This window comes from Alteromonas sp. ALT199, from assembly GCF_018619335.1.
GTDB lineage: Bacteria > Pseudomonadota > Gammaproteobacteria > Enterobacterales > Alteromonadaceae > Alteromonas.
This window is the reverse complement of record NZ_JAHHDX010000003.1, coordinates 1-21,956: the sequence shown is the minus strand read 5'-3', so window position 1 is coordinate 21,956 and position 21,956 is coordinate 1. Positions and strand designations below refer to the sequence as shown.

Below are 21,956 nucleotides of genomic sequence, written 5' to 3'. Positions count from 1 at the left end.
ATAGCATAGATATGATTGTAAAAAGAGAAACAAAGAAGACGAAGCAATTCTAAGGGTGATTACCTTGAATCCCTTACCTATTAATATTGCTGTTCTGATAGACACCTTTCGCGCGCATACTGGATGCAATCTTTTCGCTCAACCACTCTGAAGCTTCTGATGTTTCGCTAAAAAACTGGAAAGGTAGTGTGGTTGCTTCGTAAATTTTAGACCAAAATTTTTGCTGTAGTGCGATCCCTTCTGATTCATGAAGTATTACTGCGGTGGCGACAAGTCCAGATTCTACGGCTTCATCTACTATCAACTGTGCATCTACCGTAGCTTCCATGGGCGCTAGCGCTAAGCCGTAAACATTTACTAGGCTTGCCCAACAAGGGACATTAATATTTCTTCTTTCAGCGCCAACTACGCGTTGGTATTTTCGGATGAACTCTAAGTTGAAAGGGCCGCTAAGATCGATGATCAACATTCGCCTCTCTTGGACGAACTGAGCTTTCACATCGCCATGTGCGCTAAACTTTTCATTTCCCATAAATATTTGTCGCTATTTTTTACGTAATTCAACATTACTCGTTAGCTTTAAAGTATAAAGCAGTAATTGAAATTACGCCTGAAAACTAACAAAGAAAACGTCGATATTGAAAGAAAGTGAAAATAACCCCAAAAAGTTATTGCAAATCATTATCATTTACATTAATTTATAAATGCCTGTTCGACGTTGGGTAAAAAACGGTCTTGGCTTAGCGTCGCTGAGGGATAGACGCCCGTCTATCCCTCATTTTTTTCTTTTCCGGACTTGCTGTTAATTTTTGCATGACATAAAAAACGCGACCTTAAAGCCGCGTCTTACTTTCTTTGTAAAAGTTTTCCAATTTCAGTCTAACTAAAAAGCTTCATAAACCAACCTTTCTGAAGGTCCTCTTCGCAGGTTTTAAGCTGTGTAGCGTAACGCAATGAGCGGGCTTTTACTTTTGACGCCACTTTCTTGAGCCAAGGTTTTCTATCATAGCTTCTGCGTTTATAGCCCCCCCAACCTTCGTGATAGTTTAGGTATTGCGCGTAGGCGTCCCATTTAGAAATACCATTCACTTTTTGCGACTTATAGATAAACCAACCCATAAAATCGATAGCATCCTCAAAGTCATCCCTATCCGCGCCGCTATTATCGGTCTCGCGCATATAGTCCGCCCATGTCGGTGTTTTTGCTTGGGAATAACCATAAGCCGAACTTACGCGCCCCCAAGGTACGAGCCCGAAGAAAACATAATCGCGAGGCGGTAGCGCATCGTGACGGAAAGAGCTTTCCTGATACATCATTGCCATCGGAACATGTATCGGCACGCCCCACTTGTCTCTTGCATCAGCAGCTGCATCATACCAATCATCCTTTTCGTAGAATATTTCGCACAAATTACTGATGTCTTTAGGAGGCGTAGTTGCACATCCAGCGATAAACAGTGGAAAAAGAACGATGAGCGTTGATAAAAAAACAACCAGTTTTTTGAACTTTTGGTTCATAACTTGTCTTAACTATTGTTCTAGTAAAATGTGTGTTTCCCTGGAACCCTTTAATGCCTGACCTATGTCAGGCATTTTTTTTTGCCGGGGCCTCAGCGAAATAATCACGAATGAATGTATCGAAGTCTTTCTCATCAGCCGCTTCTATTTCTTTTTGAGCAGCAAGCGATACTTCAGCTTGCGCAGTAAATCCTGCTGCATCGGTATCCGAATATTTAAAAGACTTCATCTCAGCTTGATAAGCCTGTGCAAGTTCTAACCCTAGAACGCCATTGTCTTTGTCACTCTCTAAAAGCATAGAAAGTAACTTGCCCGAAGGCGTTAACTCTGGGTTTTGTACTTTGGCAAACTCAGTTTTTACCGCTTCGCTGTAGCGAGAAGTATCGTTAGCCATATCCAGTAATTCAGCGGCTTGCTTAAAAGACTCAAATAGTGAGGTACACCACTGGGGTAACGTAATATCTACCCCATTATTTTGTAGCACTAAATTAGGATTTCTCCCCTCTAGTACCACTCGATTCATGTTCTCTTTCGCTTCATTAAGCTGAGTTTCATCAAGCTCAGCGCTTGGCATGAGTAAGCAAGCAACTAAGAATACATCTAAGAAATCGAACTGGGTCTGTGAAATACCCACTGCGGAAAATGGATTAACGTCTAGCGCGCGAACTTCGATATAACTGATGCCCCGTCGAACCAAAGCGTCTGTTGGCTTTTCCATTGACTCAGTAGGCTGCTTAGGGCGTATTGGCGAGTACAACTCGTTTTCAATTTGAATGATATTGCGGCTAAGCTGCTGATAATTACCTTCATCCCCAGCAGCAAACTGGCTAAAGCGTGTAGACGGTGTACTCATGGCATCCCGTAACAACTTCACGTAATTGTCCAATTGGTTGTAGCAAATCTTTAGTGATGATTGCTCAGCGCTCGTATAGCCCAAATCACTCATTCGAAGGCATGTAGCATGAGGCATATAAACCGTACCTTTGCCCACTTTCTCAAATGGCAAAGCATGCTTTTTACCTTTTAAGAATGAACCGCAAAGTGCTGGAGACGCGCCATAGAGATAAGGAATAAGCCAGCAAAGACGGCGATAATTGCGAATTAACCCAAAGTAATCAGCTGAAACCTGATCTTGTGAATATTCTTTACCGTTTAACTCAGCCCACAGTTTCCAAAAACTATCTGGTAGGGAAAAGTTAAAGTGAACCCCTGCAATAGCCTGCATCATACTACCGTAACGATTTTTAAGGCCTATGCGGTAAACACGCTTCATTTTTCCTACATTAGACTCACCAAAGTAAGCAATAGGAATATCGGCTTCATCTTCGATAAAACACGGCATGCTCAGCGGCCAAATTTGCTCGTCACCGATATTATCAATAACAAACCTATGGATATCTTTTAACTGAGAAATCGTTTTGGCAGAACTGTTTTCTGGCGGTGTAATAAACTCAAGCAGTGATTCAGAAAAATCAGTAGTTATTGAATCGTGAGTTAGCGCAGACCCCAAGGTTTTAGGATGAGGTGTTTGCGCCAACGTACCGTTTGGGTTTATACGAAGGGCTTCGCGCTCTACTCCACGCTTAATATCTTGTAGCGCAGCTAGGAACTCGGGTGACTTAAGCGCAGCGATACGCGCTTCAAAACGGGATGAGTCTACAGTCAAAATTGTGGTCCGTTATGTCAATACTGCCCCCTGTTATGGGGGGCAATAGTGTAAATTCAACAAAAATCAATCTATCAGTTTAACGCTTCTCGGGTGTTACTCTCTACTGATAACTCGATAATTGGCATTGATAGCGCGTTTAGCTGAGGCAAAATTTCAGCTTTATCGCCTACTACAATAATTTGCATCTTATCAAGATTCAAATATTGCATTGCCAAAGCATCCATCGTTTCTTTATCAATATTGTTGATAATAGCAAGCTGCTCTTCACGATAGCCTTTCTCCAAGTCGTAACTAAGTAGCTGTCTTAGGAAGCGCGCCTTGCTAGCAGGCGTTTCAAATTCTAACGCATCGCTTAGCGTAAAGGCATTGCGCATAAAGGCTATTTCTTCCTCAGTCACGCCATCAGTGCGGTAGCGATTAATCTCTTTTAAGATTTCCTCAATACCTTCACCTGTATTAGCAGCTGTTAGGTCGGTACTTGCTTCAAACCATCCAAGTGTTTTGCCGCCTACGAAACCGCTATTTGCACCATAGGTAAACCCTTTATCTTCTCGCAGGTTTAGATTTATACGACTATTGAATGCCCCACCTAACGGGAAGTTCATAAGGCGAGACTTAAAGTGATCGCCTGTTGCATCAAATGGTAGGCTTCTATCAACCATGTACACCACTGACTGCACCGCTTCTGGGCTATCTACCAAGAAAATCTGATTTTCTTCATAATTAGGGAAGTCGCTGTAATCAGCAAACTCATAGGTTTTACCTTTCCACTGACCGATAAAGTCTAAGGTGGACACCATGGTTTTTTTCGACAAGTTGCCAACAGCAACAATACTCGCTCTATCAGGAGAGTAATAGTTGGCATAAAACGCTTTAACGTCTTCTAACGTAATGTTTTGCACCGTTTCCAGTGTACCTTCATCTGGTAAGCTCACGCGATTATCTTCCCCAAACAAGACCAAGTCACGTGCGCGGCGTGCGAGGCTAGACGGCGTTTTCGCTTGCTGCTGAAGGCCTTGTACAACCCGTTCTTTCATACGGTTGAAGTCTTTTTGAGTAAACGCTGGGTTGAACAACTTTTCCTTTAGCAGCGCTAAGGTTTCATCTAAATGCTTGGTTAATGTCGATACATAGACTTGAGAGTACCTACCAGCAGTACTAAATCGGATAGCACTTCCCAGTTTAGCAAGTTCGCTGGCCAATGCTTCGTTACTGTAATTCTTTGTGGTTTCATTCATAAGTAACGCCGTGAGATAGGCCGTACCTGCTTTACCATCAGGGTCTAGTAACATACCGCCATCCATACCTAACGTTAGCGTTACTGTTGGTGTTTCGGTACTTGTTACACCAAGTATTTCAATGCCGTTAGCAAGTTCAGCTTCCCAGTAATCAGGAACTTCAACAACCGGCGCATCACCCGCTTTCGGCATTACGCTTCGATCAAAGCTGGATGGCGCACTGGTAAAAGACCCATCATCAGTCCCTTCAACCGATTCTATTTCAATGTTTCTCACCGGACGTTCAAAGGTCTGCTCGGCCGCTGCAAGTTGTACCTGCCCTTTTGGTACCACACTTAGCACTACGCTGTTCGCATCTTTAATATACTCGCTGTAAACGCGCATGATGTCTTCTGCCGTAACCGCGTTATAGCGCTCGATATCTTCGGCTATTAAATCGGGCGTTTGATAAAAGGTTTCGTTCGCGGCAAGCGCCGATACCTTGCCTGATACACTTTGTAAGCCAAACACCGTACGTGCTTCAATTTTACCTTTTGTGCGAGCTAAATCATCGGCAGTAACGCCACGAGCCTCGAACTCTTTTAGAGTTTCATTCAGCACATTTTGAAGTGTTGAAAGCGAGGTGATTTTTGCTGGGTTAGCTAAGGCAAGTAGCTGAAATTCACAGGCAAGTTCACGGCATGGGTGAGACACCACGGCCTGCACTGCCATGCCTTCTTTTACTAAGTTTTTATAAAACAATGAGGTTTTACCACCACCTAAAATATCGGCTAAAACATCAAGCGGAGCTTCATCTTCATGACGGCCGTATACAGTAGGATAGGTTATTTGAAGAAGCGGAAGGTGAACCTTATCTTCAAGGGTTACATAACGGGTTTCGTTTAACGTTACCGGCTGGGGCTTAGGCTCTTGTACTACCGGGCCAGCGGGTATTTCACCAAAGTATTTTTTCACCCACGCTTTGGTTTTAGCTACATCGATATCGCCACCAATAGTAAGTACCGCATTATTAGGGCCATACCAACGTTTAAAAAACGCTTTTAAGTCATTAACATCGACGCGATCTAAATCTTCTACATAGCCAATAGTCAACCACGAATAAGGATGTCCTTCTGGATAAAGTGCTTCGCCATTAAGCTCAAAACGCAGCCCATAAGGCTGGTTGTCTACCCGTTGTGCTCGCTCGTTTTTAACCGTCTCTCTTTGATTCTCAAACTTTGTTTGATCTACAGCCTCTAACAAATACCCCATACGGTCTGATTCTAGCCATAGCACTTTTTCTAACTGATTAGCGGGTACTGTTTCAAAATAATTAGTGCGATCGGTATTGGTCGTCCCGTTTAAGTTTCCGCCAGATTCTGTAATAACTTTAAAATGCTGTTCATCAGCAACATGTTTTGAACCTTGAAACATCATGTGTTCGAAAAAGTGGGCAAAGCCAGATTTGCCAATTTCTTCTCGTGCCGAACCGACATGATAAGTTACATCGACGTGAACCAGCGGATCAGAATGATCTTCGTGAAGAATGACGGTCAGTCCATTATTAAGTGTATATTTCTCGTAAGGAATAGAAACACTATTCGACGTAGTTGTGGAAGTATCTGACTGGCTATTCGCCTGTTCTTCCTGCACGTGCTGACACGCTGATACTGCAATGACGCCTATGGTCATAAAGAGGGTACGAAGGGCCAGTTTTCCTGACATGATGATTCCTTTTAAATTACTACATTTTTTCACTCGCCTTCACTCTGACTTCACTTTGTCGTAACTCGCCACCATTAAACTTGACGATTGAGAGTAAAGTTGCGATTTCAAAAGCGCGATCGAATTTTCGAAGACTACCAGACTTTTTAACGCTTTACTTGTTTCCACTTTGCTATGATTGTATTAATTTGTGCATTTCTGAAATACACTTACACTTCATAGTCTTTAGTAACAAAGGCTTTAGCTAGTTGAATTCGTTAAGTGGTACGAATGAACTGACAAATGGTTTCCGTTTGGACTAGAAATTGTCCATTAGAAGTTGCGAAATAAAAGGATAGATGTATGGAACAGTCAACAACAGTACTCGATATAGACTTCGGAATGTCACAGTTAAGTGGTAATAAAAAGCTGTTGTTCACCCTACTAGGTAAGTTCACGGACGAATACCGTTCGCTTGAAGCTGACTTACAAGCGCATATTGCAAAGGGTGACTTCACTGAAGCTTATTCACTTGTTCATACCCTTAAGGGCGTAACAGGAAATTTAGGTATGTTTGCGCTGCACAACGCAAGCAAGCCAGTTGAAGCTAGTTTTCGAAATGACAGGCAAGTAGCTGACGAGTATCCTGCTTTTACCGCTGTATTAGATGAAACAATTACAACAGTAGACTCGTTAATTAAAGAGCCCGAAGTTGTCACTACTGCGCCCGCAAATGGCGCAGCTGCGGAGCAAGCTCGCAAACAATTAATGGCAGCCCTAAAGGCTAGCGAATTTATTGCACAAGATAAGCTAGACGAATGGCTAGACGCTCTTGCCTTACCGCAAGAAAAACGCACGGCCATTATTGATGCGGTTGACGAGCTAGATTACGAAGAAGCCATTGAAGAGTTAGAAAATAGCTAGTGCAGCCTATTCCTGTCCTCTTTGAAAACGCTGACCTTATTGTTGTTAATAAACCAGTTGGCGTTGCCATGCACGATGCTGTCGGCGACGCTGACGTAAAAGGTGAATCCGCCACAGTCGTTAAAGCTGGAAAGATAGATGGTATTGTTACTGTTCTAAAAAAGCAGCTAGCCGTGGAAGAACTGCACCTTTGCCACCGTTTGGATACCGGCACCTCGGGCTGCTTATGCCTGGCTAAAAATGCAACGGTGGCGGCAGAAATTGGCGAGCTTTTTTCATTAAGACGCGTCAGTAAATACTACTTAGCCTTAAGCGGTAACAAACCTAAAAAGAAACAAGGCATGATAATCGGCGATATGAAGAATCGCCGAGGTGGCCAGCGTATTTTGCTAAAAACTCAGGAAAGCCCAGCAATTACTCAGTTTTTCAGTAGTGCAGCTAAACCCGGAACTCGTGGCTTTGTCGTTAAACCTCATTCGGGGAAAACTCATCAAATTCGAGTCGCGCTCAAAAGCGTCGGCGCACCAATTTTGGGTGATACACTTTATGGAGGTACGCCATCAGACAGGCTCTACCTTCATGCGTGGCATTTGCGTCTTCCTTTATCCAAAGGTGAATTAGCGATAACCGCACCTTTCGATACAGGCGAAGTAATTAACGAAGAAGACGTGTACGCTTGGTACAAGGATCTTAATGCGCCTGAAATCTATCCATGGCCGTCTATTCCAGCGCGCTTTTTGTCTTAATCTTTAGAAGAGCGTCATCAAGATAAGCCCGTTCCTCATAAGTAAAACAGTAACCTAATACAAGATGTGATAGATATTAATGGGAAAACTACACATAGTCGGTAGCGGTGCCATCGGAAGTTTAATTGCAGCGAGCGCTCAAAAAAATGGCGTGCCGTATGATTGCTACCCCAGAAATATTAAAACCATGCCGGCTTTCGCACAATGGCAAGATAGTCAAAGCATTGCACTAAAAGCTCCTATGCCAGCGCCTGTCGTTCTTGAAAAAAGTGACGTGTTAATACTTCCACTTAAAGTGTATCAACTTAACGCTGCTTTGATCCAATGGCTTCCCTGCCTCACTCAAAAACCGACGGTTGTGATGATGCACAATGGTATGGGCGGGCTAGAGGTTGCACGAGATTTGTTAGGCCGCGATTATCCGCTGCTTCTTGCTACAACGAGTCATGGCGCGTTAAAAGAAAGTACATCGAGCGGCGATTTTCATGTGAAGTATACTGGGCTAGGAGCAACGCAAATTGGTGCGCCTAATTTAGCTGTGCCACCACCACAAAAGCTTGCAGACCTTTTACAAGTCGCCCCCCAGCTTGCAAATGCAATTGCTACCTTAGATAGTGCGCTTCCCCCTGTGCAGTACCAAAGTGACATTTTAAGGGCACTGTGGACCAAGCTTTCTGTTAATGCTGTGATTAACCCACTAACAGCGCTTCACAATATTCAAAATAAGCATATTGCCGACGCTGAATTTGAGCAAAGCCGTCATGCTATATGCCGTGAGTTTACGCTCGTGGCAAAGACCTACGGGTTAGATTTTACTGCGCAGATGGTTCATGAGAACGTACTGTCGGTAGCCAAAGCAACAGGTGAAAACTATTCCAGCATGCACCAAGATGTGGCTCACGGCAGGCAAACTGAAATCGAAGCCATTAACGGTTATATCGTGGAAATGGCAAAGAAAAAGGGTATCCCCGTTCCCGAGAACACCCTTTTGTTAGAGCGTGTTAAAGCGCTAAGTGTTTAAAGCCTCAGCGTTTATAACCGATTTTACTCTTGCTCACCCGCTTCTTGCGCGTCTTTAGGCGCCTGAGGCTTCATGTGTGGGAACAAGATTACGTCTTTAATGGTAGAGCTATCGGTAAACAACATCGCTAAGCGGTCGATACCAATACCTTCACCCGCCGTTGGCGGTAGGCCATACTCAAGGGCGCGAATGTAATCGTCGTCAAAGTGCATAGCTTCATCGTCGCCTGCATCTTTTTCTTCAACTTGCTTCGCAAAACGCTCGGCTTGATCTTCTGGGTCGTTAAGCTCGCTAAAGCCGTTGGCTAACTCACGCCCGCCTACGAAGAACTCGAAGCGGTCGGTAATGAATGGATTGTTATCATTACGACGTGCAAGCGGTGATACTTCCCACGGATATTCGGTAATAAACGTAGGCTGTTCAAGCTTCTCTTCGGCGGTTGCTTCAAAGATTTCGCAAAGGTACTTACCTGCACCCCAAATACCGTCAACTTCAGGCTCTTTGATATGTAGCTGCTTTGCCATTGCTTTAAGCGAATCCAAATTTGCTTCTGGATCGCGAATTGCGGCTTCATCAGCTTCTGGCCAATATTTAAGAATGGCCTCACCCATGCTCAAGCGGTCAAACGGCTTACCAAAGTTGTATTCAACTTCAGACGTTACATTACCGTCAGCATCTTTGGTTGTATTCTTGATGATGCTTGTGCCCAAAATATCTTCAGCCAGCGTGCGCAGCATATCTTCTGTTAGGTTCATCAGGTCATTGTAGTCTGCATATGCTTGGTAGAACTCAAGCATAGTGAACTCTGGGTTGTGGCGCGTTGATAAACCTTCGTTACGGAAGTTACGGTTAATTTCAAACACGCGCTCAAAACCACCAACGACTAAGCGCTTAAGGTATAACTCTGGCGCAATACGCAGGTACATATCGATGTCTAGCGCATTGTGGTGAGTTACAAACGGCTTCGCAGTCGCACCACCCGGAATAACCTGTAGCATCGGCGTTTCTACTTCTAGATAGTCACGCTCAGTAAGATAGTTACGAATGCCGTTTACAATCTTACTGCGGATCATAAAGGTTTTGCGGGTTTGCTCACTTGTAATTAAGTCAACGTAACGCTGGCGATACTTAGTTTCCTGGTCGCTCAAACCATGGAACTTTTCTGGCAATGGACGCAGTGCTTTAGTAAGCAACTCGTATTGCTCCATGTTCACGTAAAGATCGCCCTTACCTGATTTGTGCAGGTCGCCCGCTACGCCAATGATGTCACCAATATCCAGTGCACCGTATTTTGCTTTAAGTGCTTTTTGCGTGTCTTTATCAGCGTAAGCTTGAATACGACCTGTCATGTCTTGAAGCAGCATGAAAGGACCGCGCTTTGCCATGATGCGGCCAGCAATGCTTACCTTGTTACCCTGCTCTTGCAAGGTTTCTTTGTCGAATTCACCGAACTTAGCTTGAAGCTCATCCGCATAGTTTTCACGACGGAAGCTGTTTGGGAAACCGTTTGCACGGCACTGCTCGCGAATAGCGCTTAGCTTTGCACGGCGCTCTGCAATCAATTTGTTATCGTCTGTTTGTTGGTCAGTCATAACCTTTCACTTCGTTGTTCGGTTTACAGCCCAGATTTCAGGCTGGCTTCAATAAATTTGTCCAAGTCGCCATCTAGCACGGCTTGAGTGTTACGTGTTTCCACGCCAGTGCGCAAATCCTTAATGCGAGAGTCGTCCAATACATAAGAGCGAATTTGACTTCCCCAGCCGATATCAGATTTACTGTCTTCCATCGCTTGCTTTTCGGCGTTTTGTTTTTGCAGTTCAAACTCATAAAGTTTAGCTTTTAACTGCTTCATCGCCTGATCTTTGTTTTTGTGCTGCGAGCGGTCGTTCTGACACTGCACCACAATACCCGTTGGCTCGTGGGTAATACGTACCGCAGAGTCTGTTCTGTTTACGTGCTGTCCACCCGCGCCCGACGCTCGATAGGTGTCTATACGTAAGTCAGACGGGTTGATATCTATATCAATATCGTCGTCTATTTCTGGGTATACAAACGCTGATGAAAATGACGTATGACGGCGGTTGCCCGAATCAAACGGTGACTTACGAACCAAGCGATGAACACCCGTTTCTGTTCGTAGCCAACCAAATGCATACTCACCTTGCATACGAAGGGTCGCACTTTTAATACCGGCCACATCTCCGTCTGATACTTCAATAAGTTCAGTTTTAAAACCGTGAGCTTCACCCCAACGCAAATACATGCGAAGCAGCATATTAGCCCAATCTTGCGCCTCGGTGCCGCCAGAACCCGACTGTATATCAATGTAGCAGTCGTTTTCATCATTGGGACCAGAGAACATACGGCGAAATTCAAGCACTTCTAGCTGCTCAATTAAGCCTTCTAGTTCACTTTGCGCTTCGTTGAAGGTGTCTTCATCTTCAGCTTCTACAGCCAGTTCAACAAGACCTTCAACATCTTCCGTTCCCTGATCGAGTTTATGGATCGTTTCAACGATTTGCTCAAGGGCCACTTTTTCTTTGCCAAGTGCCTGCGCTCTGTCTGGCTCGTTCCAAACATCAGGACTTTCTAACTCTCGGCTAACTTCTTCTAAACGCTCTGACTTTGCATCAAAGTCAAAGATACCCCCTAAGCGCTTCGGTGCGCTCGCGGATATCTTTTATCGCATTAGTAACGGGGTTTATTTCAAACATAGTCCGCTTATTTCGTTAAAAATTTAAGACCGCGGATAGTACCGAATTTGAAGGAATTTTGATAGGGGTTGGCGCAAATATTGCGACGTTCAATTTGCTTAGTAAACCGAGCACTTTTTAATCAGCAACGACGAAGTGAACATTTTTATGGTTTAGTGGCTTGCCTTAAGCGTTGGTAACGGAGTCAAAGGCCATAAGAATAAATTTATGCAAGGTTGCTTGCGTTGCGATGCTAATAACTATTGCACTGTTCTAACACAATCACGCTTCCCATAAGTGTGCATTAGAACCGAGTGGTCGTTGTAAACGCCAAATGGAAAAACTGAAGGAAAGGTATGTCTTTCAATAATTTGTCTTATGCTGTTATCGGTGTATTGCTCGGCTTGTTAGTATTAGCATTGGGACAACTGTTCGACTGTCAAAATTTAGCCGGCGCGACCATGTCACTACAATGCCCAAATGGCACACCTATATCAAAGCTATGGGTAGTAGCGTCAATGCTAATAGCCGGAAGTGGTATCGGCGCTTGGCTATATCGAAACCGCAACTTCTAAGCGCGTTGCAATTAACCACTTGTACTCATCTTCAATTAAAAAAGGTGTGCGCCTTGGTATAGATACCCGGCGTCCACGCATAGCCCTTACCTAGCGCAAAAATTTGTGTGCCCTCGCTTACGGTAAGCCCTGCGCTTGCGCGTTGGGCGTTGAGCGTAATAATCTGCCATTAAGGTATTTGGCACGTCACCAGGCTAAGTTGAGCGGGAACGGGTCATAGGTGGCATGACAATAAGGTTATTAAGTTTTTCACCAGCCAGCGATACGGTTTCAAATAATTTCATAATGCGGGTCCTTTGAGTTTTTCATTTTTGCTATTTCACCTTATGTAACCCTATATATGAGTCCCATTAGCTTTGTTAGAACCCGTACTTTTTACATAGCACTTTTGCATTTTTCGCAAAAGTATTAGCCCATTTCGACGACGTTAAACCAAATATTCACTACCGCCTCTTGACGCAGAAAAATTTAAGCTTACACTTGTGCGCCGAATCAGCTTACACATGTACGCTTAAATGTTTTTATTCTTTTCGGTATTGAAAATAATCCGACGATAAATAGGTGTGATTTCTACATTGAGACTTCTACTAGATAAATTTACTGATTGCATATTTCACCATGGCTCTTGGAAGGGCTATTGGGAAGTGCTGATGCAGCAAATTAAGCCTGCATGGCGGGATGGATATTTCAGAGCCAAGGTTGTGTCAGTCAAAAAACTAAGCATGGATATGCTCGAAGTGACACTTACTCCTGAAATGTCTTGGCCAATGCATATCGCAGGGCAGCATATCGCGTTGACCATAGAGGTTAATGGCAGGCTCACCACCCGCGTATTTACTATAGCGAGTGGTGCAAACACCCACCAAAGAGGCAAGCGGATTCGCTTGGTCACTAAGGTAAAAGCCCAGGGCGCGCTAACACCTTATCTTCATACGTGTGTGCCTAATCAATGGGTAAATATCTCAGCCCCCATGGGGGAGTTTGTATGGCCGAAAACGGAAAAGCCCTTATTAATGATTGCGGGCGGCTCGGGCATTACCCCTTTCATTGCCATGCTTGACGATGCTATTAACAATGGGAAGGTAAATAAAAAATCGGTCCATTTACTTTATTTTGCCAAGCCAGACGAACATGTATTGCTTAACGAGTTAACAGCTTTTAGTGAACGCTGTGAAAACTTCACCTATGATGTTTTAACTAGGCAAAAAGATGGGGATGTAGAAGCCCATTTGAATAATTTTGCTAATGCACACTGGTTAGTGTGTGGCCCACATGCCATGTTCAAGCAGGTAGAAAGTTATGCCAGGAAAAGCAATACATCGGTTTCAAGCGAGCATTTTGCTGCACTGCCTGTGGTGAGCCACACCAGCCTTACCGAAAGCGAAACCTTCTCTTTGGTTCACAATGGCCAGTCTTTGGCTATCGACAATCAGCAAACCCTGCTTTCACAGCTTCAACAGGCAGAACAACCTGTGACCTATGGCTGTGGAATGGGGATCTGTCACCAATGCCAATGCGTTAAGAAAAGAGGCGTGGTAAGAGATACCCGCACTGGCGAACTTTCAGATAGCGCAGAGCAACTTATTCAGTTGTGTGTATCACAAGCCGTTACCGATGTGGAGATTCAACTATGAACACTAGCGTTGCAATAGACAATCAACACCGTGAAGCAGCGATTGAACAAGCCCGCTTACCGGAGTGTGGAACCCATAAGACTGAAGTCATTGGGGCAACGAGCGCCGAAAAGAAACCTAACTACGAGCGACTTGCCGCCCAACTTGACGAAATCAAAGCCGACATCAAACAGAAAGTAGGTGCTGAAGATGCCGCTTATATTCGACGTATTATTCTTATTCAGCGTATTTGCGAATGGAGCGGCCGTTTACTTTTAATGTTGGGATTTATTCAACCTCTGCTTTGGGTTGCCGGCGTATTAAGCTTAGCGACGGCTAAAATACTCGACAACATGGAAATTGGCCATAACGTGATGCACGGTCAGTACGACTGGATGAACGATAAACATATTAATTCGAAAGGTTATGAGTGGGATATTGCCTGTGATGGCGCAAGCTGGAATCGCGTTCATAATTACGAACATCACACCTATACCAACATTATTGGTAAAGACAGAGACTTTGGCTACGGTTTGCTTCGCTTGTCTAACGATTTTAGATGGCGTGTAAAGAACCTATGGCAGTTTGCGACTTATATCGTACTTAGCGTGATGTTTCAGTGGGGCGTGTCTTATCACGAGATGGCCGCTGAGCGGGTCTTTTTTGGCAAAAAGAAAGATAACCGCAAGAATCAGGTTACCCATAGCGAGCTTAAGAAGCGCTTTTTCAGCAAAGGGGCGCGTCAATTGGTAAAAGACTATGTGCTATTTCCTCTGATAGCAGGCCCCCTATTTTTATGGGTACTTGCAGGCAACCTTGTTGCCAACTTACTGCGTAATTTGTGGACGTCGACCATTATCTTCTGTGGTCATTTCACTGGCGATGTAGAAACCTTTAAAGAGGAAGATTGCGTTAACGAAACACAAGGACAGTGGTACTACCGTCAAGCGCTGGGCTCATCTAACATTAAAGGCGGAAGCCTGTTTCATGTTCTTACTGGGCATTTAAGCTTTCAAATTGAGCACCATTTGTTCCCGGATATTCCTGCTAGGCGCTACAGAGAAATGGCCCCCAAGGTAGAGGCCGTATTCAAAGAACACGACATGCACTACAACACTGGCGGCTTTTTAAAACAATACGCCAGCGTGTTAAAGCGCATTATTCGCCATTCTTTTCCTTAAATAACTGGAAACCTAACCAGCCTGCCATAGCGCTCGCGCTGGTTAGGCACGTCCCCCACGCCCAGTCAATCAGCATAATAAACAGAGTAAAACCTTCAATAATGCTGTATGCCGTTAGGTTGTAAGCGCCATAACTGGCTAATCCTAAAAGCGCGCCATCTATACCAGCATAAAGTAACGACTTATCTCTGTTAGCCACCACTGCTAGTACAAACACCACACACCCATACATCAAGTAGAACACAACCCAAGGCCACGTAATGAACTGACTTCTAAGCAGTGGTTCCATTTCACTTTGATACCAGCCATCCGCAACAACACCAAGCCATAAGAAATCGAGCACGCCAAAGCACACAAAGATTGCAATTAACGACACGACGATGTTTTTCGCAAAGCGAATGATGTTGGAAAGCATGAAACCTATCCCTGTAAATGAGCAAATTGCCAATGTAAGTTATCTAAAACATGAGTACGCAAGTGTTGCACAATTAGCGCAATGGGAAAACGGTAAACCTTTTTACGGCGAATCATTACTTTACTTGAAACTTACATTGGCAACTGCAACTTAAAAGACCTTTGAGCCTCAAAGAGACGTGATTCAAAAAAGCGTTTAACAAAATGAAAAAAACACTATTAGCAATATCAACCTCTTTAATTGTCAGTGCGTGTGCTCATAGGCCTCCACCTTTAGACATGGATGAAATATTCTTTGAAACAAAGATTAATCAAGATGGTACTAAACTTTTCTCTTTTAGCATTCCATTAATGAAGCAACGAAATGGCGCTAAAGGTGGCGGCGGTAGAGGTGGCCGTGGTCAAGGGGGTGAAGGCGGCGGACGTGGGGGGCGCGGTGGACAAGAAAACCGAGGAGGCTCGTCACAAAAATCCTCTGATAGCAGTGATAGAATGACTGAGCAACTCTATGCATCTCTTGATGAAAAATTGGATGAAACAGGTTATTGCCAAACAGGCTATATAGAAATCGATACACATCAAACCGAAGATAGGCTGCACCTATTAGGTGAATGCAATGAGACGGCGAGTGAACTGGACAGGCTCGACTTCCCCAACGTTAATTAACGCATTTTCCATGAAGCGCATTGCCGAATGCGTGCGCTTCAGTCAACTATCGCTCAATCAACACAAAGGGTATGCTCCACAATCCCCTGAGACACATAGGCTTTGCAGCCGAATAAGTCAGTGCTTTCTAAACATACGCCGCTGACTTTTTGCCCTGCTCCCACCTGATTATTTTCAGTCACACAAGCGACTTCACATTCACTGCTATCTTTACATACTTTACCCGCATCACTCGCAGGTAAAACACAAGCATATGCCTGTTGACGGCCAATTTTGTTCCAATTGCCACCATGCTTTTCACACACTTTTTCAGATTCAATAGAATAGGCCTGCTGAACCAAAGGCAAAGAGGTATCGACAACTTGCTCTAATTTTTTAACCTCTTCAACACTTGCGATTGGCTCATCAATGATTTCTGGGGGCTGAGCACCACAAGCAGATAACGCTACACACAGGCTAGCTACTAACAAAGCCCCAAACCGATGCTGTATCTTAATGCCTGCTTGTTTCATTAATTCTCTCAATTTATTTTACTTCTTAAGCAATCACTACTTAAAAACCACACCATTTAAGACCTACGCTACTTAAGACCACCATTATTAGATAAGTTCTTATTTTATCAATAAATCCTTATTCGTACGCTGCGCTTTGTCTGAAAAATTAGGAAATTTTTGAAATTTTACTCATGCTAAATCGGGTCTTTACCTACACTTCGCAAAACCTGCAGTATTTACGGACGCTTTATGACACTAAACCAGACCGAAAACATGGTAACCGCATTGCTAGCTTTTAGCTTTGCACTTATTGGCTTAACATTTCTGTTAGGTGCTAACCCTAATGCACTTCTAGCTACTTTTGATTTTTACTCGTTAGGTGCCATGGTCAGTAAAGGTGCGCTAGGTGCTATTTCTGGTATCGCCTTGTTGTTTCTAGCGTTAATGACCGTTGCTGCGCGCTTTACACTTGTTTCGGCCAAAACAGTAACGCTGTATGCCACTTTTGTTATTGCCATTCCATTACTTACTTTACTATCGCCCACACGGTGGATGGCAGACTTAGGAGGCTTTCCAATCATTGGTAGCGGTCAAGGCATCATAAAGTACTTTGCGGTATTACCACTTTTTCTATTCTTGTTTTATCGCGACAAATTCTCACATAAACAACTGACGTACCTCAACTTCGCTCCTGTAGCTATGGTTTTACTATGGATAGGAGGTATGAAGTTTTTCGAGTTTGAAGCCAATGCAATTGTTGGGTTGGTTGAAACATCACCGTTTATGTCGTGGTTGTATGATGTGTTCAGTGTACAAGGAGCATCGAATGTAATTGGTGGTTTTGATGTTTTGTTTGCGCTGCTATTAGGCGTTGGTATTTATACTAAAAACAAGCCAATGATTACTGCGAGCGGACTGGCTTGTTTATCGGTTTTTCTGATGACACAAACGTTTTTGTTTTCTGTGCCAGATACCTTTAACAGTACAACTATAGTCAACCGCTTAGGGCAATTCGTTATTAAAGACCTTTGGTTTGTCGCTAACCTTGCCGTAGTGGCTTACTTTACTCTGTTTGAGGCATTTTCACGAGAGCGCGAAGAAGCACTGCTGGGTAAATAGTCAATGTAAGGCTATGCGGTTAAAGCATGTTCTTAGACGCTTTTAGTTTCTGGATAGGAGTTCGCCTAACGCTTACTCGAAAATGGTCACTTGGTTGCGGCCATTTTCTTTAGCGATGTAAAGTGCTTGGTCGGCATGGGTTAACATTCTGTCATGATCTCTCGCACCATCTATGCTCGCTACACCAACACTGATTGTGACCTTCAACCTTTCCGCTATTAAACTGAAGTCATGTGCAGCCACGATTTTTCGAACATGATCCATGGCCACTCTTGCATTTGCCAAGTCATATTCGGGTAGCAACACGGTAAACTCTTCCCCGCCCCACCGCGCACATTTTGCGCAATGCGGAACTTCGCGTTTCAACAAGCGAGCGACTTCCGTAATAACCTTATCCCCTACTAAATGGGAATATTGATCGTTCACCTGTTTGAAATAATCAATATCGATAATGGCCAGGCATAGCGGCGTTTGTGCCGCTTTAGCATCGTTAAAATGCTGAACTAGCCATTGGTCAAATGCTCGTCGATTAGCAACGCCTGTTAAATCATCATGAGTTGCTTGAAACTCAAATCGCTTGGTTTGTCGTTCTAATGATTTGGTCTGCGCATCCACCCTTTGTTTTAAAATCATTTCTGACTTTTTCAAATGATGAAAACGTACTTTGTAAAGCACATATATAACAAAGCAGAAGAAAAGAAATACCGATATTTTGAAACCGAAAGTCTGAAAAACGCTGGGGAGAACCCGAATGGTAAATGGCGACGTAACCTCTTGCCATGGGCCATCAATGTAACGAGCACGTACTTTAAACTGATAACGACCAGGCGCTAAATTAGTATATTCAGTCATTCTAAACTGATGACGATTGACCCAATCTTGGTCATACCCTACTAACATAGCTTGATACTCTATACGCGAAGGCATAGCGAAACCCAACCCTGCGTATTGAAATGCAACTCTCGTGGTTAAAGGCTTTACATCTACTTCCTTTTTACCCGAATTTAATTGCTGAACATTACCGTCTAGTAATACGGCCTCGATATTCACAGGAATACGAAACTCACTTAACAAAGCAAGATTTGTAGGCGTTACGGTAGCCAGCCCTTTTGCTGTAGGAAACCAGACATTACCGTTTTCATCAACAAACTGAGACGGTTGAGATCCACCATTGATTTGAATACTTGCCAGACCATTTTCTTCCTTAAAGTGTTCAAACTCCAATAATGCACTTGAATGTGTTAGACACTTCTCTAGACTTGAAAGCGAAGTCAGAATGACTCCTTGGTTTGAACTTAGCCATACACCGCTATTGTGATCTATACCTATTGAAAAAAGTTTGTCTACGGGAAGCCCCTGCGATTTTTCTATTACACTAAGCGCCTGCGTAGCGTTATCAAAATACGCAAGGCCACGGTCAGTAGTAATCCAAGTACCATTTTCCACAACACTAAAACTGAAAGCATGCTGGGCGTCTGAGTTTTCAGGAAACTTCACTATATGCACAACGCCTTGTTGGATATAGGCGAGCCCTATTCCAGTAGCAATCCAAATTCGCCCTTCTCGGTCTTCTGCTAGACCCATTGAAAAGTGCGCAGGTAAACCATTATCCTCATTGAAGTGGAAAAGCTCTCCATCTGGCGCTTGTTTAACAACCCCTTGTGCGGTGGCATACCAAACACTGTTATCGCTGGCTGTAATAATGGCCCTTACTTCGTTACTAGGTAGTCCCGTACTCCGATTAAGGTAAGGTTTAAGCTGTTCGTTTTCATATCGTAAAACACCTTTAGTGTATGTGCCGACCAACGTGGTGCCTTCATTTATTGCAGCAAGGCTAAGTACGGAGAAAGATTCCCCCCTTGCTAGCTTCACTGTGCTAAATTCTTCATTGATAAAAACATCTAATCCAGCACTTCCACCAGATATAAGTTTACCGTCTGAGGTTTGCGAAACGGTTCGCAAAAACTCGCCACTCATTCCTTGGCTTTGCGTGAATGTCGTAAAAAGCGCCCGACGCAGTCGGTACAGCCCCCCATTAGTGCCAATCCATATATTCTTTTCTAGATCTTCAATTAATGAAAAAACACGGTTATTGGGAAGACCTGCCGTTGCATCTAATTTTTCGAGGCCTAAGTCACTTAAACGGTAAAGCCCGTGGTTAATAGTTCCTATCCAAATGCTATTTTGATGATCGAGCAAGATACTACTAATCGATTTGTCTATTAGTGAGGAGTCAAGCAGCCCAAAGGTACCGTTTCTGTGCTGCCAAACGCCGTGCTCTGTGCCAACTAGAACACGTTGTTCGCTATCTAGAGCCAAGGTGAATGCAGGCCCAGAAAGTATTTTATGATTCGGTGCTGCTTCCCGAAACTTACCGTTTTTGAATTGAAACACCCCTTGGTTCGTTGCAAACCAAATCACTCCACTTCCGTCTTCAATCGCACGGTACGCGCTGGCATTTCCAATATATTCTTTCTGCGTACCGTCCGGCATTCTCATTACAACACCCGTATCTTCTAGCGCAAACCACAGCACATCATTGCTGTCTCTGTACGCATGATTGACCATTGAAGATAGCGGTTCTTGAGCATGCCACTGTTCAGCAATAAGCGAGGATACTCCCCCTCTGTTTCCGGCCACGAGTAACTCATCGCGCAGGTTATTGTAATACAAGCTTCGAATACCAGAACCAGGTAAGCCTGTTTGCGCGCCCCGAGTGAAGACGGTGAATTGCTGACCGTTAAACCTGGCAACTCCCTCCCACGTCCCCGCCCAAAGGTAACCGTTAGAGGTTTGCGCTAATGCGTGAATACTATTATGAGGAAGCCCGTCCTTTGTCCCCCACGATTGAGGAAAATACCGGTTGAGCGGCATAAGCTGAGAAGACTCTGCCGAAAAGCCATCAAGGGGAATCGCCCACAGTAAAAACAGTGCAAAAATGAGAGACACAAATTTCAATGGCTTTTCGGTACATTATTGGATAAACAAGCTAATAGTACCCCTAACTATTAACTAACACAAAAATTGTGGCCTTTAATTGTCTTCTGATAAGGTCAAACTAACCCAAACCAACCTGTGATCTGAGCTGGCTTCGCGGTCTTTAACTAATCGATATAGGTCACTTGTTTTGGCAGGCCAGAATACACCTGCATCGTTTACTTCTAACCCATAACGAGATGGTAAGACATAGTCGGCTCTGGCCCCCCAATAGGCAGTAAATCGCTTGCTAAATTCAGCGCCGGATGCACCCGCACCGCCCGAGCTTGTTGGAATAGTGTCATTATTGACAAGGGCATGTTCGGTTAGCTGCTCTATCACACCTTCACGGTGCTTGTCACCGACATCGGCAGCATTAAAATCACCCACAAGTACAAAGCGCGTATTGTTCGCTAAGCTGACTTTTTCACCTGTGTCATCGTAGATATATGCGCCTTTGTCAGGAGTAAGGTAATCTGCCATCAACCTAATTTCATCAAAGTTGCGCTTGCCATTGCGATCTTCACTTCCATCAAAATTTGGTGGCGTTGGGTGCATTGCTAGCACGTGTACGGTTTTATCACCCACTTTCACAGGCACATCCCAGTGAGACTTTGAACTCAACCTCAGTGCAGCCCATTCATTTACATCGTACCAAGGCGTGCCGTTTTCACTGCTTCCTGATTCGTCGGGTATGATAGGTTTTTGAGGGTGTGGCATATGATGCCACTTAAATTTCTGAAAGGTGCGGATGTTGTCCACTTCAATGGGATATTTAGATAGCAACGCCATACCGTATTGTCCTGGGTATAATCCAAACCCATAGGCATCACCACCAATACCTTCTGCCTTACCATTATTGTCTAAGTCGAAGATGGTGGGCTCGCCCGTGTTTACTGGCGCTACGTACGTGTAAGGGTAATCAACCGGTTCAAGCCCTTGCTGCGATATATTAAGGTAGTTTTCTATAAAAGCCTCTACCCCTTTGCTTTTATCTGCAATGTAATCAAATTCGTTCAGCATCAAGATATCAGGGTTAACACGCTGAATAATTTCAGCAATATTTTTAACTTGAGGATGCTTGCCCGTAGACAGAACATGCTGAAGTACTTTGTCGCTCGGCTTCATGCCTAAGGCTTTGTAATTGGTGGCTTCCATACTCACATTAAAGGTAGCGACTTTAAGCTTTTGCTCTTCTTGCGAGTAAACCAGCGAAGATACAAATAGTGTGGGTAGAAAAGCTATAGCAGAAAAAAGCGCTCTATTTTTCATGTTGTTACCTGTTAGAAAAAGCATGGTTCAAGATAGCAATTTATATAACTATTCTGAACTTTTTTGTTCTGGAGAATAAATATTTTTCATCTAGCGTTAGTTTCAATAGTCCTTATCTCCTGTAGCCCTTTACCTTTGATATAAAGTTTCAAAC

The 21,956-nt window shown here is 43.9% G+C and carries 19 protein-coding genes and 1 pseudogene; 9 read left to right on the top strand and 11 right to left on the bottom strand.

Features of this window, described 5'->3' with window-relative positions:
• Nucleotides 1-73: 73 nt before the first annotated feature.
• From KL866_RS00330 to KL866_RS00315, 4 genes are all read right to left on the bottom strand, one after another.
• Nucleotides 74-469, bottom strand: coding sequence for a hypothetical protein (locus KL866_RS00330; protein ID WP_251139739.1), 396 nt, complete (start codon nucleotides 467-469; stop codon nucleotides 74-76).
• Nucleotides 470-879: 410 nt separating this feature from the next.
• Complete coding sequence (locus KL866_RS00325; protein ID WP_025254494.1) at nucleotides 880-1,518, bottom strand: hypothetical protein; 639 nt, start codon at nucleotides 1,516-1,518, stop codon at nucleotides 880-882.
• Nucleotides 1,519-1,585: 67 nt separating this feature from the next.
• On the bottom strand, nucleotides 1,586-3,184 hold the full coding sequence (gene gshA / locus KL866_RS00320; protein WP_214992338.1) for a glutamate--cysteine ligase: 1,599 nt from the start codon (nucleotides 3,182-3,184) through the stop codon (nucleotides 1,586-1,588).
• A 74-nt stretch (nucleotides 3,185-3,258) separates the two neighbouring features.
• On the bottom strand, nucleotides 3,259-6,129 hold the full coding sequence (locus tag KL866_RS00315) for a pitrilysin family protein (protein ID WP_214992335.1): 2,871 nt from the start codon (nucleotides 6,127-6,129) through the stop codon (nucleotides 3,259-3,261).
• A 342-nt stretch (nucleotides 6,130-6,471) separates the two neighbouring features.
• On the opposite strand from KL866_RS00315, the gene KL866_RS00310 reads away from it, so the two are divergent.
• The 3 genes from KL866_RS00310 (at nucleotide 6,472) to KL866_RS00300 (ending at nucleotide 8,799) form a co-directional block, all read left to right on the top strand.
• A complete protein-coding gene (locus KL866_RS00310; RefSeq protein ID WP_025254491.1) occupies nucleotides 6,472-7,032 on the top strand; it encodes an Hpt domain-containing protein in 561 nt (186 codons plus the stop codon).
• Nucleotides 7,032-7,778 (top strand): pseudouridine synthase, encoded by a 747-nt coding sequence (locus KL866_RS00305; RefSeq protein ID WP_214992332.1) that lies wholly within the window; start codon nucleotides 7,032-7,034, stop codon nucleotides 7,776-7,778. Before KL866_RS00310 ends, KL866_RS00305 begins: the two co-directional genes overlap by 1 nt.
• A gap of 79 nt (nucleotides 7,779-7,857) precedes the next feature.
• Entirely contained in the window at nucleotides 7,858-8,799 is a 942-nt protein-coding gene (locus KL866_RS00300) for a ketopantoate reductase family protein (RefSeq protein ID WP_214992329.1), read from the top strand.
• Nucleotides 8,800-8,822: 23 nt separating this feature from the next.
• Here the strand turns inward: KL866_RS00300 and lysS are convergent, their stop codons facing one another.
• Nucleotides 8,823-10,391: a lysine--tRNA ligase gene (lysS, locus tag KL866_RS00295; RefSeq protein WP_025254488.1), complete on the bottom strand. Its 1,569-nt coding sequence runs from the start codon at nucleotides 10,389-10,391 to the stop codon at nucleotides 8,823-8,825.
• A gap of 23 nt (nucleotides 10,392-10,414) precedes the next feature.
• Nucleotides 10,415-11,513 (bottom strand): peptide chain release factor 2 gene (prfB, locus tag KL866_RS00290; protein WP_214992326.1). Its coding sequence is split into 2 segments (ribosomal slippage): nucleotides 10,415-11,437 and nucleotides 11,439-11,513, totalling 1,098 coding nucleotides; the frame shifts between segments, so codons are not numbered across the junction.
• A gap of 335 nt (nucleotides 11,514-11,848) precedes the next feature.
• Between prfB and KL866_RS00285 the strand changes: the two genes are divergently transcribed.
• Nucleotides 11,849-12,067: a hypothetical protein gene (locus tag KL866_RS00285; protein ID WP_025254486.1), complete on the top strand. Its 219-nt coding sequence runs from the start codon at nucleotides 11,849-11,851 to the stop codon at nucleotides 12,065-12,067.
• Nucleotides 12,068-12,122: 55 nt separating this feature from the next.
• Here KL866_RS00285 and KL866_RS00280 read toward each other — a convergent pair.
• Nucleotides 12,123-12,351: pseudogene (locus KL866_RS00280) on the bottom strand (alkene reductase); the annotation flags it as partial.
• Nucleotides 12,352-12,717: 366 nt separating this feature from the next.
• Between KL866_RS00280 and KL866_RS00275 the strand changes: the two are divergent.
• Both KL866_RS00275 and KL866_RS00270 read left to right on the top strand, forming a co-directional pair.
• A complete protein-coding gene (locus KL866_RS00275; protein ID WP_214992323.1) occupies nucleotides 12,718-13,701 on the top strand; it encodes a flavin reductase family protein in 984 nt (327 codons plus the stop codon).
• The gene (locus tag KL866_RS00270) at nucleotides 13,698-14,861 is read left to right on the top strand and encodes an acyl-CoA desaturase (RefSeq protein WP_214992321.1); all 1,164 of its coding nucleotides are present in this window, start codon (nucleotides 13,698-13,700) and stop codon (nucleotides 14,859-14,861) included. The genes KL866_RS00275 and KL866_RS00270 overlap by 4 nt, the downstream gene beginning before the upstream one ends.
• On the opposite strand, the gene KL866_RS00265 is transcribed toward KL866_RS00270, so the two are convergent.
• Nucleotides 14,839-15,276, bottom strand: a complete 438-nt coding sequence (locus tag KL866_RS00265; RefSeq protein WP_025254483.1) for a DUF2177 family protein — start codon at nucleotides 15,274-15,276, stop codon at nucleotides 14,839-14,841. The genes KL866_RS00270 and KL866_RS00265 overlap by 23 nt on opposite strands.
• Here KL866_RS00265 and KL866_RS00260 point away from each other — a divergent pair.
• Together KL866_RS00260 and KL866_RS00255 are read left to right on the top strand one after the other, a co-directional pair.
• On the top strand, nucleotides 15,275-15,430 hold the full coding sequence (locus KL866_RS00260; protein ID WP_214992318.1) for a hypothetical protein: 156 nt from the start codon (nucleotides 15,275-15,277) through the stop codon (nucleotides 15,428-15,430). The two genes, KL866_RS00265 and KL866_RS00260, sit on opposite strands and share 2 nt — an antisense overlap.
• Before the next feature lie 49 nt (nucleotides 15,431-15,479).
• Complete coding sequence (locus KL866_RS00255; protein ID WP_251139738.1) at nucleotides 15,480-15,941, top strand: hypothetical protein; 462 nt, start codon at nucleotides 15,480-15,482, stop codon at nucleotides 15,939-15,941.
• Between the two features lie 53 nt (nucleotides 15,942-15,994).
• Here the strand turns inward: KL866_RS00255 and KL866_RS00250 are convergent, their stop codons facing one another.
• Complete coding sequence (locus KL866_RS00250) at nucleotides 15,995-16,453, bottom strand: hypothetical protein (RefSeq protein WP_214992316.1); 459 nt, start codon at nucleotides 16,451-16,453, stop codon at nucleotides 15,995-15,997.
• 231 nt (nucleotides 16,454-16,684) lie between these two features.
• On the opposite strand from KL866_RS00250, the gene KL866_RS00245 reads away from it, so the two are divergent.
• On the top strand, nucleotides 16,685-17,554 hold the full coding sequence (locus KL866_RS00245; RefSeq protein ID WP_025254480.1) for a DUF417 family protein: 870 nt from the start codon (nucleotides 16,685-16,687) through the stop codon (nucleotides 17,552-17,554).
• 72 nt (nucleotides 17,555-17,626) lie between these two features.
• Here the strand turns inward: KL866_RS00245 and KL866_RS00240 are convergent, their stop codons facing one another.
• Together KL866_RS00240 and KL866_RS00235 are read right to left on the bottom strand one after the other, a co-directional pair.
• A complete protein-coding gene (locus KL866_RS00240) occupies nucleotides 17,627-20,428 on the bottom strand; it encodes a ligand-binding sensor domain-containing diguanylate cyclase (protein WP_214992390.1) in 2,802 nt (933 codons plus the stop codon).
• 159 nt (nucleotides 20,429-20,587) lie between these two features.
• Nucleotides 20,588-21,802 carry an endonuclease/exonuclease/phosphatase family protein gene (locus KL866_RS00235; RefSeq protein ID WP_025254478.1) on the bottom strand — a complete coding sequence of 405 codons (1,215 nt, stop codon included), beginning with the start codon at nucleotides 21,800-21,802 and terminating at the stop codon, nucleotides 20,588-20,590.
• Nucleotides 21,803-21,956: the final 154 nt, after the last annotated feature.